The sequence below is a fragment of the Paenibacillus sp. J5C2022 genome (genome assembly GCF_025567625.1).
In the GTDB taxonomy this organism is placed as follows: Bacteria; Bacillota; Bacilli; order Paenibacillales; family Paenibacillaceae; genus Pristimantibacillus.
The window spans coordinates 37,897-52,849 of the sequence record NZ_JAOQJC010000051.1; the positions used below are offsets into that span (position 1 = coordinate 37,897).

Genomic DNA, 14,953 nt, shown 5'->3' on the forward strand with positions numbered 1-14,953 from the left:
TAATCCATGGTTATGATAATCATTATCAATATTATAATGGCTTCAGTAAAGCTCTCGTCCCAGTCCAACATGCCAGGGCATCGGAGCTTTCTTTTCAGGGTTGACTGAGAATGATTATCTTTATTTCACAGAGATGTACCAAGTTACAGTCAGATTAGAGGGTAGAAGAATGAAGCTTTGGTATTTGCTGATTGCGCTAGTAATCTTATCGTTGACCTCGCTCTTCATCGGAGTGAAGGGCATATCGCCGTTGGACCTGTTCTCGATGACGCCGGAGCAATGGCAGATTATGTCCATCAGCCGTATTCCAAGACTGATCAGCATCCTTATCGCGGGATTCAGCATGAGCATCGCGGGTCTGATTATGCAGCAGCTTAGCCGCAACAAGTTCGTCTCCCCTACGACCGCGGGAACGGACGACGCCGCGAAGCTGGGAATGGTCGTGTCGATGCTGCTGTTCTCGGCGACAAGCACGATCGTACAGATGCTGATTGCGTTCGCGTTCGCGCTGGCCGGCACTTATCTGTTCATGAAATTTCTGGGCCGATTGAAGTTCAAGGATGCCATATTCATTCCGCTTGTCGGTCTCATGTTCGGCAACGTCATTAATTCCATTACGACGTTCTATGCTTATAAGCATGACTTGATTCAAAGCCTGACCGCATGGCTGCAGGGAAGCTTCACCTCTGTGATGGCAGGACGCTACGAGCTGCTGTACATAAGCATTCCGCTGCTGGTCGTCGCGTATCTGTATGCGGGGAAATTTACGATTGCGGGCATGGGAGAGGACTTCGCCACCAATCTGGGCCTCAATCACAAGTTCGTCGTGAATGTAGGGCTTGTCATCGTGGCGCTTATCTCGGTAGTCGTCATCGTGACGATTGGAACGATTCCGTTCCTTGGCCTGATCATTCCTAATATTGTCGCTCTGTATCTGGGAGACAACTTGAAGAAGACGCTGGTGCATACCGCTGTCATGGGTGCCGTCTTCCTGCTGGCGTGCGATGTGCTGGGGCGCATTATCATTTACCCGTATGAGATTCCGATCAGCCTCACCGTAGGCGTAATCGGAAGTGTCGTGTTCCTGTTCTTGTTGCTGAGGAGAAGAGCTTATGAAAGTTAAACTGTGGATTCTTGTCGGAGCGGCGCTCGCATTGGCAGCCTGCTTCGTGCTGATCGACCTGCCGCATAATTGGGATTACGCACTGCCCAGACGGCTGAAGAAGGTGCTTGCCATTGTATTGACGGGAGGGGCTATCGGTTATGCGACGCTGATCTTCCAGACGATGACGAACAACCGCATATTGACGCCGAGCGTGATCGGCCTGGATTACCTGTACCTGCTCATTCAGACGTTCATCGTGTTCGTATTCGGCTCGCTCAGCTACCCGAGCGCGAACGACCATATGAACTTTGCCATTACGACGATTATTATGATTTTGTTTGTAGGCATTCTCTATAAGCTGCTGTTTCAACGGGACGGTCAGAATCTGTTCTTCCTGCTGTTAATCGGTCTCGTCATGGGGACGATGTTCGAGAGCATATCGACGTTCCTGCAAGTATTGATCGATCCGAACGAATTTCAAATACTGACCAGCCGGATGTTCGCCAGCTTCAACAATGTGAACGACGAGCTGCTGCTGCTGTCGGTGATTCTGCTTGGCTGCGTAGCCGTCTACAGCTTGCGGTTCCGCAAGTATCTGGACGCGATGTCGCTTGGCAAGGACCATGCGGTCAATCTGGGCATACCGTACAACGCCGTAGTGAAGAACATGCTTATTATCGTGACCATTCTGGTGTCGGTATCGACAGCTCTCGTCGGCCCGATCACCTTCCTGGGCTTGCTCGTCGTCAATCTGGCGTACCAGTTCATGAAGACGTACCGCCATAGCATGCTGATTCCCGCATCTATTCTGATCAGCATTATTGCGCTGGTCGGCGGGCAGTTGATCGTGGAGCGGATATTCTCGTTCAATACGACCGTCAGCGTCATTATCAACTTTGTCGGCGGCATCTACTTCTTATATTTATTGTTAAAGGAGAGTCGGGCTCATGATCGAGGTTAAAGGAGTGTCGAAAGCCTATGGCGGCAAGAAAGTCGTGGATGCCGTCTCGCTGAAGATCAAGGAAGGAGCGATTACCTCCTTCATCGGTCCCAACGGGGCGGGGAAGAGCACGCTTCTCTCCCTGATGAGCAGACTGCAGACGAAGGATGCCGGGCAGGTGCTTATTCAAGGCAAGGATGTGGCGGACTGGAACAGCACCGAGCTTGCCAAGACGATATCCATTCTGAAGCAGTCCAATCACCTGACGCTGCGGTTAACGGTCAGAGAGCTCGTCAGCTTCGGACGCTTCCCGTATTCGCAGGGCAAGCTGACGAAGCAGGATTGGCAGCAAGTCGACGAGGCCATCGCGTATTTGGGACTCACGGAGATGCAGGACAAATTCCTGGATCAGCTAAGCGGCGGTCAGTCGCAGCGCGCATTCATCGCGATGGTGGTCGCTCAGAACACGCCTTACATTCTGCTGGACGAACCGTTGAACAATCTGGATATGAAGCATTCCGTCAGCATTATGAAGGTGCTCCGCCGGCTTGTGGAGGAGAAGGGGAAGACGGTTGTCATCGTCATTCACGACATTAATTTCGCTTCCTGCTATTCCGATTACATCGTGGCATTGAAGGACGGGACAATCGTCAACGAAGGATCGACGGACCGCATGATCGACACTGAGGTGCTTGAGAACGTTTATGATATGGACATCCCGATCGAGACCATTAACGGCAATCGTATCGGCGTCTATTTCACATAATACAAATTCATTATAGGGGTGGAAGAAATGAGAAAATCATTTAATATGGTTGCGGTACTGCTTGTATTCGCAATGGTGCTGGCGGCTTGCGGATCGAACGGCGGCAATAACGGGAGCAACAGCAATGGCAATAACGGCGGCAATACAGGAGGAGCGACGAATGCTCCGGCAACGGAGGTGCCCGCTACCAAGGCGCCGGCTCCAGCTGAAATTGTCGTGAAGCATGAGCTGGGCGAGGCGAAAGTGAAGACCAATCCCGAGACTGTTGTCGTATTCGATTACGGCGTAGTGGATACGCTGGATGTGCTGGGTGTAGAGGTGGATGCGCTGCCGAAATCCAATCTGCCGAAATATTTGGAGAAATTCAAAGATGAGAAATATACGGACGCCGGCACGCTGTTCGAGCCCGACTTCGAGACGATTGACGGCATTTCCCCGGATCTGATCATCATCTCCGGACGCGCATCGGAAGCCTATGAGGAATTGAACAAAATCGCTCCTACCGTGTACTTCAACGTCGATACGACGAAATATATGGAATCCTTCACTTCCATCGTGAACCAGCTTGGTGAAATCTTCGGCAAGCAAGCGGAGGCGGAGGCGGAACTGGCCAAGATCAATGCGTCGATTAAAGAAGTGACGGATATGACGGCGAACGACGAAAAGAAGGGACTGTTCGTCATGGCCAACTCCGGAACTCTGAAAGCATACGGACCGACTTCACGCTTCGGCTTCCCGCATGATGTGCTCGGGGTGAAACCGGCCGATGACGGCATCGAGATTTCCAATCATGGCGCGGAAGTGACGTTCGAGTATGTGGCCGAGAAAAATCCGGATTACCTGTTCGTGCTTGACCGCAATGCGGCCGTCGAAGGAGAAGCCGGAGCGAAGGAATTCATTGAGAACAAGCTTATGGAAAATACAAATGCGTTCAAAAACGGCAAAATCGGTTACTTGAATGCGGAAAGCTGGTATTTGGCCGGCGGCGGCCTTTCATCCGTCACGGAAATGATCGGCGAGATCAAAGCTGTTTTGGAGCAATAATCTATCGGCGCGCAAGCGGGCTTTCTCTTATGGAGAGAGCCCGCTTTTTTTGTGCGAAAGCAGGAAATGAGGAATCGGAGACGAATTACTTGAAAGCGTTTGCTATAATAAGATGCATACAGCAAATGAAATGGAGGGCAGGCGTACTATGTTCAGGAAAACCTGGTTTTATCGTTTGTTGTTGTCGTACATGCCGATCATCATCATTATCATCTCGTTCTTGTTCTTCGTCTTCTTCCAGATGCTTAGCGAGCAGCAACGGAAAGAAGCGATAGCAGCGAACAAGATGCTGTCGGAGCAAGCGATCAGACTAATCGACACACAGCTGAAGGCGATCGACCAGATGATCATGATGGAGACGATCAACAATGCCGCACTGAACGCATTCTTCAGCGCAAAGCCGAACGATAACGTCTACATTAATATAAATGCGGACAAGCAGCTGGATAGATTGATGAACTACTATACATTAATTGATTCCATCTACCTGGTCCGCTTCAACGACCGGTTCGTCTTAAGCAACTCGACAACAAGCGATCTGGACGCCTACCCGGATGCCGACTTCATCAAGCGGCATATGGAGCTGGTTATCTCCAGGCAATGGACGGGCGTCCGGACGTTCATGGAATTCCCGGTCATCGGTGACAAGCCAGTGATCAGCCTGGCCCGGGGTGTTCCCTTCCTGTCCGGCGAGAAGGGCATGATCGTCGTCAATATCGATGTGAAGGGGATTGCGTCGCTTGCGAGCGGGCTCTACGATTCGGAGACGAGCTTCATCAGGATCGTGGACGGGAACGGCGTTGCGTTGACGAAGGGCGCTTCCGAATCTGCCAGTGCCAGAACGTTCTCCAGCTATACGTCCGGTTATACGGGATGGACCTACGAGAGCGGACTCATGCAGGGACAATTCGTGAAGCTGATCTCTTCGCTATATAACGTATGGTTTATTATCGGCCTTGTGATGATAGGCCTCGCGCTGCTGGGGGTCATCTTCGTCACCCGCCGCAACTCCAGACCGCTGGAGCAGATCGTCAGCCGCATCCGCGGCTATACACAGCCGTCCGAGAGCCTCAATGCGAAGGAGAAAGGACGTATCGAGGAATTCTCCGTCATCGAGTCGGCGTTCGATCATCTGATCGGGGAATTCAAGCATTACGAACAGAAGCACAAGGAAGACTTGCTGTTGCGCCGCAATTACTTGTTCCAGCAGCTGGTGTCGGAGGGAGAGGCGAAAGCGATGGAGCGATGGGCGCGCGAAGCGGAAGACATGCTGCTGCCCGCTCCGGCAGACGCGCAGCTGCTGCTCGTCGCGGAGGTGGATCAGATTCATGCGTTCTGCGAGCGCTTCTCGCCGCGCGATCAGAGCTTGCTGAAGTTTGCACTTAGGCACATTATGGAGGAGATCGCGCTCGCTGAAGGGAAGAAGCTGTGGTGCGAATGGGTGACGCCATCCTGTCTTGGCGTGATCATAGTCGATGCGGACCAGGAGGATGAGTCAGATATCCTCTCCATGATGGATAACGTCAGGCAGTGGACGATGCATCACTTGAAGTTCACGATTACGATTGGCGTCGGAGAGATGGCACGGAGCAGAGAGGATATCCCCCGTTCGTTCCGGAAAGCGCAGGAAGCGTTGAAGTACAAAATTACGTTGGGTGAAAACCGGATTATTACGTGGGAGACGATCGCCAATCAGGAGCAGGTGGAAGTGTATGCGCATCTGCATGCGATCCGTTCCATCGTGCAATCGTTCCGCATGCTGGAAGACTGGAAGAGCAAGCATGACGAGCTGTTCCTTGAACTGAAGCAAGGGCTGCTGACGAAAGACGAGGTCCGCCATCTGATGAGCTATCTGATATATAGCCTTGGCAGGGAGATGGCTTCCATTAGCACGGCGGCGGAGGAGCTATGGGAATGCGATGGACTGCCGCAGCTTGGCGATTGCATGGAGAACGGTCAATCCGTCGATCAGATCGGCCGGCAATCGGGCGTCATCCTGCAGCAGCTATCCGATAAGCTCGGAGAATTGCAAGCGGGCAATCAGCATGCGGATACGATTCGGAGCATACGTCACTACTTGAAAGAAGAATATAGCAATCCGCTCTTGTCGCTTGATCATCTGGGGGAAGTGTACGGCCTCAGTCCGAAATATCTCAGCAAATTGTTCAAGGAGGAGACGGGACAGAAATTCGTGGATTTCCTGATTGATATTCGGATGAAGGAAGCGGAGCGGCTGCTGCTTGAGACGGATATGACCGTTCAGGAAGCGGCTGAAGGGGTAGGCTATACGAGCGCGATATCGTTCAGCCGGGTGTTCAAGAAGCTGAAGGGGCTGACGCCGAGCGAATTCCGCGAGCGGGAAGCCAGGAAGGGCGCTAGTTGAAAAAAGTTGGGCATGAGAAATCGGTTTGTACCGCAATGCGAGCAGCCTCGGACTTGGTCCGGGGCTGTTTTTAATTAGTTTGCCTCCAATTCGGGAAAACGGTTTCATCAACGATTATTGTATCTTGTTCGGGCGTTTGCCCCACGCATAGAATGGCAATAGACAAGCGACGAAATGGAGGGGAAGGGATGTTGCAGTACCATTACAAGAAGATGAGAAGACATTGGCAGCTGTATTTTGTCGTTCTCCTTCCGATGGCGTATCTCATTATATTCAAGTACATTCCGATGGCGGGCATTGTTCTTGCATTTAAAGAGTACAACGTCATTCAGGGCATGTGGGGCAGCCCTTGGGCAGGCATGAAGTATTTCAATCAGTTTTTCGAATCGCCCAACTTCTGGCTTTACATTAAAAATACGCTTGGGATCAGCTTGTACGGATTGCTTGTGGGCTTTCCCGCCCCCATCATTCTGGCATTGGCGCTGAATGAGGTCGGCAACGGCTTGTTCAAGAAGACGGTTCAAATGGTCGCATATGCGCCTTACTTTATTTCTACAGTGATCATGGTCTCCATCCTGATCGTGACGTTGTCGCCCAATGTCGGCATCGTCAGCAAGTTTTTTGCCTGGCTGGGAGTAGAGAACACGAACTTTATGGGCATTCCGGGATTGTTCAAAAGTATATATGTGTGGTCGGACGTATGGCAATTCACAGGATATGGAGCGATTATCTATATTGCGGCGCTCGCGGGGGTCAATCCGGAGCTGTACGAGTCTGCCAAGGTGGATGGCGCCTCCCGTCTGCAGAAAATATGGAATATCGATATTCCCAGCCTCATTCCGGTGTCGGTCATTTTGATTATTTTGAATCTGGGCAACTTGATGAAGCTTGGCTTCGAGAAAATTTACTTGATGCAAAATCCGTTGAACTTGAGCACCTCGGAGGTCATCTCCACTTATGTGTACAAGGTAGGCCTGCTCAATTCCAGCTTCAGCTTCTCGACCGCAATTGGTCTGTTCAATTCCATCATTAACTTAATCTTGCTTATTCTGGTCAACTACATGGCGAGACGATTGTCCAATACCAGCTTGTGGTAAAGGCAAATCGTCCAAGGGAAGGAGAATGGAACGATGTTCAGACGTAACGCGATTCGAGAATCCAATGGCGACCGTCTATTTTTATACGGGGTATACGTCTTTCTAGCTATTGTGCTTATCGTTGTGCTTTTTCCACTCGTTTATATTTTCAGCTCGTCCTTCAGCTCGCCGCAGGCTGTTATCTCCGGCAAAGTGTGGTTATTACCGGTCGATGTGACATTGGCGGGCTACACGGCCATATTCAATAATCCGCAAATTGTGGTTGGCTATATGAATTCACTCATTTATACGGTATCCGGAACACTTATTAATGTGGTCATGACCGTCATGCTGGCTTACCCGCTGGCACGCCGGACGTTCCACGGACGCAACCTCATTATGGTTATACTGGTCATTACGATGATGTTCGAGGGCGGCCTGATTCCTTATTACTTGCTGGTGAAAAATCTGCATCTGCTGGATACTCGCTGGGCGATGATCTTGCCGGGAGCGCTCGCTGTCTTCCAGGTTATCGTGGCGCGCACCTTCTTCCAGACGACGATACCCGACGAGCTGTCGGAAGCCGCCTCGCTGGACGGATGCAGCGATCTTCGCTTCATCTTCAGCATTGTGCTTCCGCTATCGAAGCCCATTATCGCAGTTATGACGCTCATGTATGCCGTCGGCCATTGGAACGCTTATTTCGATGCGCTCATCTTCCTGAAGAGTCCGGAGCTGTTCCCCCTTCAGATCGTGCTTCGCAATATTCTCATACTGAACACGATCGACCCGACGATGATGATGAATGCCGATCGTATGCTGGCACAACAAGGGCTGAAGGATCTGCTGAAGTATTCGCTTATCGTTGTGGCGAGCGCCCCGGTCTTAATCATCTACCCGTTCGTCCAGCGGCACTTTGTCAAAGGGGTTATGATCGGCAGTCTGAAGGGATAGTATGCGGTGGGGCTTGAATTTCTGAGGGGAGGTGAGTTGTTTCCGTTTTTGGTTCAGGAATGGTCAAGCACAAGTTCGGGATTAAAAAAAGGGAGGATTCGACAAAATGAAAAAGAAAAACCGGATCATGACTAGCATGTTGGCCACATGGCTTATTATGGCTCTCGTACTCGGCGCATGCAGCTCGAGCAATGACAACAATAACGGTACAGGCAAGCAAGACGGCCAGAATGTACAAAGCGGCGAGGACAAGAAGCCGGATGCTTCCAAGGACGATCTCTTCACTCCGGTGGGCGAGTATCCCATCGTGAAGGAGAAAATGACCATTAAAATGTTCGCGCCTCAGCTCGCCAGCATCGAAAATATGGCGACGAACACGTTCACCAAAATGCTGGAGGAGAAAACGAACATTCAAATCGATTGGGAGCTTGTACCCGATAATTCCTTGAACGACCGGAAGCAGCTTATGCTTGCCAGCGGCGACTATCCGGAGGTGATCCTGCACGGCAGTCTGACGAAAGAAGAGCAGATGAAGTTTGGCAAGCAAGGCGTCTTCATCCCGCTTAACGATCTGATCGATCAGTATATGCCGAACTTCAAGCAAGCGATGGAAGACTTGCCTTATCTGAAGAGCTCCATCACCGCACCGGACGGCAACATCTATGCACTGCCGCAAATCAATGAATGCTATCATTGCAACTTCGCACAGAAGCTCTGGATCAATCAGGCTTGGCTTGACAAGCTGGGATTGAGCATGCCGACAACGACCGATGAATTCTATGAAGTGATGAAGGCATTCAAGGAGCAGGACCCGAACGGCAACGGCAAAGCCGATGAAATTCCGTTGACGGGCTCCGACGATATGTGGGCGGGCAATATCGCCGCATTCCTGATGAACAGCTTCATTATCGACGATTATTCCTCGAAGGAGAGCGGAACGATGCTGCGCGTCGTAGACGGCAAGGTGGATCTGGTAGCGGATAAAGAAGAGTGGAAGCAAGGACTGCTCTATTTGAACAAATTGTACAAAGAAGGTCTGATCGATCCTGCATCATTCACACAGAATGCCGATGCGATCAACCAGCTTGGCAATCGGGAGCCGGATAATGTATTGGGTGCAATTACGACGGCGCTGATCAGCTATGCGCTTAGCCCGGACGACGACCATCCGCGCCATAAGGAATATGTAACTGTTCCGCCGCTGAAAGGGCCGAACGGCGTTCAGCAAGCGAGCTACTTCGGCGGCGTCGGCAATTCGCAGATGGCCATTACCAATAAAGCGACTAAGGAGCAACAGATTGCAGCTGTCCGGCTGGCGGACTACTTGTATACAGAGGAAGCGATCGTTCAGCAGGAGCGCGGCGTTGAAGGCGTCAATTGGCGCAAGGCGGAAGCGGGCGAGTTGGATATGAACGGGGATCAGGCGAAGTATTATCTCATTCCGCAAGAGGAAGTAAAGCCGACGCATAACGACGGCTGGGAGCAGATCGGGCCATCGCTGCGCACGTACCAATATCGCGATTCCTGGGTAGCGCTGCAGGACCCGATGGCGGAAGGCGCCTACGAGGTGCGGCTGAAGCGGGAATCTGCGAAGTATGAACCGTACCAGTCGGCGGAGATGTACCCGACCAGCGTCTTCATTCCGTTGGAGGATGCGGAGATTGCGGCGCAACTGCGTACGACAATCCGGGACTACGTCACGTCCAACATGGCACAGTTTATTACCGGCAGCAAGGATATCGAGAAGGATTGGGAGAATTATGTAAAAGGCTTCGACGGTCTCCAGGTGGATAAATACAAGGAAGTCTATCAGAGAGGACTGTCGGGCTCAAACTAGCCTGGGAAGGTGTGTTTATGTGTTGAATACAAGTACAGTGAAACCTACGGCCAGACAACTGGCTTTTCAAGATTGGGAATTTGGATTGTTCGTGCATTTCGGCCTTCGAACCTTCTATGAAGGCTATGCGGATTTCGATGAGAGGCCGATGTCGCCCGAAGCGTTCCGGCCGGATGGGCTGGACTGCGAGCAATGGATTCGCTCGGCGAAGGAAGCGGGCATGCAATATGCGGTATTGACGGCGAAGCATCACGACGGCTTCTCCAACTGGCCGACGGCATACAGCAGCTTCAGCGTTGCGGCATCGCCATGGAAGGACGGGAAGGGGGATGTCGTGGGCGAATTTGTGGCTGCTTGCCGCAAATACGATGTAAAGCCTGGCTTGTATTACTCTCCCTTCGACGGCTCAGCGGACTTCTATGCCGCTGACGCCAAGTCCTATGACGATTACTTCGTGAACCAGATTACCGAACTGCTGACGGACTATGGCGATATCGACATCCTGTGGTTCGACGGCTGCGGCTCGGAAGGACATGAGTATGATTGGCCCAGAATTATTCGGGAGATCAGACGCATGCAGCCGAACATCCTCATCTTCAATATGGGCGATCCCGACTTCCGCTGGGTGGGGAACGAAGACGGCATCGCGCCGGTCCCATGCTGGAACGTGGTGGACTCCACAGATTTCTCCATATTGACGGAGGAGAAGGAGAAGCTGGACGGCCCGTTATGGCTGCCTGCGGAATGCGATGTGCAGATGCGCTCGAACTGGTTCTACAGCGAGCATGATGAGCACACGCTCAAGAGCAGGGATGAGCTGGTTGGATTGTACTACCAGTCGATCGGACGGGGCTGCAATCTGCTGCTCAATATCGGGCCTGACCGTGAAGGGCTGCTGCCGGCTCCGGACGTAGATCGATTGAAGGAGCTCGGCAAGGAAATCGAACGGCGATTCGGGAGCCCAGTCGCCACATTGGAGCAATGCGAGCGCAACGGGAATCAGTGGATATACCGCACGGATACGGCGCATTTGTTGGATCATATTGTGGTGCAGGAAGATTTGACGGAAGGCGAGTTCATCCGCTCTTATAAAATTACGATTATTACGAGCAAGTCGCATCGAGCGGAGACGGTGTATGAAGGCCGCAATATCGGGCACAAGGCGATCATCCGGCTGCCGGCCGTGAAGGTGCGGGGCGTAATATTGGAAGTGACGGAAGCCGACAGAGAGCCTGCGATACGCTCGCTCTCCTTCCATTATGCGGGGGAGTAGAGCGTTGGCTACGTAGAGCTTGAATAGCGGCCGCGGCGGCGATCGGCACTCGTTCGCAGTTCATCTACAGTTGGAGGGAAAGCTTATGGCGGAAGCGCAGCAGGCGCAACAAGAGCAGCAGGAACAAGAGCAACACGGACAAGAGCAGCACGGACAAGAGCAGCAGGGACAAGAGCAACACGGACAAGAGCAACAGGAACAAGAGCAGCAGGGACAAGAGCAGCACGGACAAGAGCAGCAGGAACAAGAGCAGCACGGACAAGAGCAACACGGACAAGAGCAGCAGGGACAAGAGCAGCACGGACAAGAGCAGCAGGGACAAGAGCAGCAGGGACAAGAGCAGCAGGAATACGAAGAGCAAGAAGGCGTTCAGGAAGGCGTCCATTCCTTCAGCAGCGAGAAAGAGTGGATCAAGCCTGACAACGAGCAGACATTGGAGCGGCTGGAATGGTTCAAGGACCAGAAGCTTGCCCTGATGATGCATTGGGGACCTTATTCCCAGCTGGGCATCGTGGAGTCTTGGGCGCTTAGCGACGAGGATGAGGAATGGTCGCGCAATGGCATCGATTGGGAAGTGGACGGGGAACAGTTCAAGCAGCAGTATTTCGGCTTGAATGAGACGTTCAATCCCATTCGCTTCCAGCCGGAACTGTGGGCGGAGCTCGCCGCGGACAATGGGTTCAAGTATTTGATCTTTACGACCAAGCATCACGACGGCTTCTGTATGTGGGATACAAAGACGACAGACTATCGCATAACCGATAAGAAGGTGCCGTTCCATCGTCATCCGAAGGCGGATATATGCAGACATCTATTCGATGCTTTCCGGGAGAAGGGGCTTCCGATCGCGGCCTACTTCTCCAAAGCGGACTGGCATACGCCCCATTATTGGGCTCCCGGGATGGAACGAAGCGAGACGACCTGGCGTGGACCGTCCTACGATCCGCAGCAGCATCCGGAACTGTGGGAGCAATTCGTGCAATTCACCCATGCTCAGCTCGAGGAATTGTTGACGGAGTATGGGCGTATCGATATTCTGTGGCTGGATGCTGGCTGGGTAAGGGCAGGACGCTTGGGACAAGATATCAGGTTAGGCGAGGCTGTGGAGCGGGCCCGCCAAGCCGGACAGCCATGGCTTCTATCGGCGGATCGGACGGTAGGCGGTCCGTATGAGAATTACGTGACGCCGGAGCAGACGATTCCGGAGCACCCCATGAGTATTCCATGGGAGAGCTGTATTACGATGGGAACGTCATTCTCCTTCCGCTATGAGGACGAGTATAAGCCGCTTCGCCAATTGGTTCATATGCTGGTAGAAGTCGTGGCCAAGGGCGGCAATCTGGCTCTGAACGTCGGCCCGCAGCCGGACGGACGACTGCCGGAAGGGGCCATCCGGAGGATGAAGGAGCTTGGCGCCTGGCTGAAGGTGTATGGCGAATCCATCTACGGCACGCGCATATGCGCCCCGTATTACACCGGCGAATGGGCCTTTACTTGCAAAGGTTCCGATGTGTACGGCTTCCACCTGCATCCTTCCGAGGATAGCATCTTAACAGAGTGGGTGGAACTCCCTTATAAGGAAGAAGTGAGTGAAGTTGTGCTGCTGGGAGAGACTCCGGTTGCGTTGGAATGGAAGAGGGAAGACGAGGGAATAGCCGTCAGATTGCCGGAGTCCCAGTTGCAAGGACCGGCACCCGTTGCTCATGTATTTCGCCTGTCGCATCGTATGCAACCGATAGGGGAACGCTAACGCTCATATACGTTAGCAGGAAGGGTGACGGTGTGGCCAATCGAGGATTAGGTACAGCGCTGGCTGCGGTCGGCATTGCGCAATTGCTCAAAATACCGTGTCATTACAAGGAGTCGGGAGAATGGAAGCCAGGGAAGATTATCGGTTCCGGCGGCATGCCCAGCTCCCATTCCAGCGGAGTGACGGCGCTGGCCGCCTACACTGCGATGAAGCATGGCGTCAAGACGCCTGAGTTCGCGATTGCATCCATGCTTGGCATTATCGTCATGTACGATGCGATGAATATTCGCAGACATGCGGGAGAGATCGCGATCCAGGTGAACGATCTGGATGCGGATGTGGAGCAGCTTGCCGGCCATCATCCCGGCATCTATCACAAGCGCCGAAGCGAGAAGCTGAAGGAATCGCTCGGCCACCAGCCAAGAGAAGTTGCAGCGGGCGCTCTGCTTGGCGCAGTCGTCGGCGCTCTCGGCGCGATCACATCGCGATAGCTTGCAGCGTTCCCGAAGGTCCCAACGATGCAGAAACGTGCAGTCCCAACGTGCAGTCTCAATGTACAGTCTTGGTGTGCAGTCCCAACGTGGAGTTCCAATGCGCAGTCCCAACGTACAGTCTCAACTTGCAGTCTCAATGTACAGTCTTGGTGTGCAGTCCCAACGTGCAGTCTCATTGTACAGTCTTGGTGTGCGGTCCCAATGTACAGTCTCAATGCGCATGTCCCAATGTACAGTCTCAATGTACAGTCCTAATGTATAGTCCCGTCGGTTCGTGCATGAGCCGGCGGGACTTGTTGCGTCGGAATGCAATATGGGGCGGTTTACGCGACAGTGTGTATACGGCATCTTTGACATGACAAATTAAATTGTATACAATTTAATTAGATCATATCTATTTTTTTGGGGAGGAATTGAATGATGTCGGAGAAGTCTATCTACAATATAGAAGTGAAGTCCATACGTGGGGAGTCGGGAACGCTGGACCCCTATAAAGGCAAAGTCGTGCTGATCGTCAATACTGCGACAGGCTGTGGGTTCGCACCGCAATTTAAAGGCTTGCAGAAGCTGCACGATGAGTATCGCGAGCAGGGGTTTGCCGTGCTCGGCTTTCCATGCTCGCAATTCGCCAATCAGGAGAAAAGTGAAGACAGTGAAATTGCTCAGGCGTGTGAAATCAACTTCGGGGTGTCGTTCCCGTTGTTCTCCAAAGTCGATGTGAAGGGAAAAGAGGCGCATCCGTTGTTCCGGTTGCTAACAGAGGAAGCAAGGGGCGTACTGGGATCGAAATCGATCAAATGGAACTTTACCAAATTCCTGGTTGATCGCGAAGGCCGCATCGTCAAACGCTTCGGCCCGACGGACGAGCCGGCCAAAATTGAGGACGACATTATAAGACTGCTCCAGCCCCCGTCTATAACCTGATCGCAATAACGCTGCTCTCCTAATGCCGCTGCCTATTGCTCAAAATACACACATAGCCCCGCCAAGAGTGACTCGTTCGCCCGAAAGTCGGCGCTTATCGCTCAAAATGGTCACATAGCCTCGGAAATGAGGAGAAAAGTGTGCGCTATCGCTCAAAATGGTCACGTAGCTCCACCAACCGTGCCTCGTCCCGCCAACAAAGGTACCTACCATCGCTCAGATTCGCCACATAGTCCGATCAACCCGTGCTTCATCCGATCGGCTTAGCAGAGTTTGTACGAAAAAGCGTACAAAAACGCGCCCATAAGGCGCCTGACAGAGCGGTTTGTACGAAAGAACATACAAAATCGGTTCAGCCCCTTAATTCTGGAGTCTGCACCATCAAATATGGGTCAATCATAGAATTC

Annotated in this window: 12 protein-coding genes; all 12 read left to right on the forward strand. The window is 52.5% G+C overall.

Annotated elements, in window-relative coordinates:
• Window positions 1-169: 169 nt before the first annotated feature.
• Complete coding sequence (locus M6D81_RS27785) at window positions 170-1,123, forward strand: ABC transporter permease (RefSeq protein WP_262680490.1); 954 nt, start codon at window positions 170-172, stop codon at window positions 1,121-1,123.
• Window positions 1,113-2,066: an iron chelate uptake ABC transporter family permease subunit gene (locus M6D81_RS27790; protein ID WP_262680492.1), complete on the forward strand. Its 954-nt coding sequence runs from the start codon at window positions 1,113-1,115 to the stop codon at window positions 2,064-2,066. Before M6D81_RS27785 ends, M6D81_RS27790 begins: the two co-directional genes overlap by 11 nt.
• A complete protein-coding gene (locus tag M6D81_RS27795; RefSeq protein WP_262680494.1) occupies window positions 2,053-2,811 on the forward strand; it encodes an iron ABC transporter ATP-binding protein in 759 nt (252 codons plus the stop codon). The genes M6D81_RS27790 and M6D81_RS27795 overlap by 14 nt, the downstream gene beginning before the upstream one ends.
• Window positions 2,812-2,838: 27 nt before the next feature.
• Window positions 2,839-3,855, forward strand: coding sequence for a siderophore ABC transporter substrate-binding protein (locus tag M6D81_RS27800; protein ID WP_262680495.1), 1,017 nt, complete (start codon window positions 2,839-2,841; stop codon window positions 3,853-3,855).
• Window positions 3,856-4,003: 148 nt separating this feature from the next.
• Entirely contained in the window at window positions 4,004-6,238 is a 2,235-nt protein-coding gene (locus M6D81_RS27805) for a helix-turn-helix domain-containing protein (RefSeq protein WP_262680497.1), read from the forward strand.
• 188 nt (window positions 6,239-6,426) lie between these two features.
• Window positions 6,427-7,335, forward strand: coding sequence for an ABC transporter permease (locus tag M6D81_RS27810; protein ID WP_262680499.1), 909 nt, complete (start codon window positions 6,427-6,429; stop codon window positions 7,333-7,335).
• Between the two features lie 33 nt (window positions 7,336-7,368).
• A complete protein-coding gene (locus M6D81_RS27815; RefSeq protein WP_262680500.1) occupies window positions 7,369-8,268 on the forward strand; it encodes a carbohydrate ABC transporter permease in 900 nt (299 codons plus the stop codon).
• 106 nt (window positions 8,269-8,374) lie between these two features.
• Entirely contained in the window at window positions 8,375-10,105 is a 1,731-nt protein-coding gene (locus M6D81_RS27820; protein WP_262680502.1) for an ABC transporter substrate-binding protein, read from the forward strand.
• Window positions 10,106-10,124: 19 nt separating this feature from the next.
• Window positions 10,125-11,378: an alpha-L-fucosidase gene (locus tag M6D81_RS27825; protein WP_262680504.1), complete on the forward strand. Its 1,254-nt coding sequence runs from the start codon at window positions 10,125-10,127 to the stop codon at window positions 11,376-11,378.
• A gap of 85 nt (window positions 11,379-11,463) precedes the next feature.
• A complete protein-coding gene (locus M6D81_RS27830; RefSeq protein WP_262680506.1) occupies window positions 11,464-13,128 on the forward strand; it encodes an alpha-L-fucosidase in 1,665 nt (554 codons plus the stop codon).
• Window positions 13,129-13,160: 32 nt separating this feature from the next.
• Entirely contained in the window at window positions 13,161-13,619 is a 459-nt protein-coding gene (locus M6D81_RS27835; protein WP_262680508.1) for a divergent PAP2 family protein, read from the forward strand.
• A 420-nt stretch (window positions 13,620-14,039) separates the two neighbouring features.
• Window positions 14,040-14,546: a glutathione peroxidase gene (locus M6D81_RS27840; protein ID WP_317259171.1), complete on the forward strand. Its 507-nt coding sequence runs from the start codon at window positions 14,040-14,042 to the stop codon at window positions 14,544-14,546.
• Window positions 14,547-14,953 lie beyond the last annotated feature (407 nt).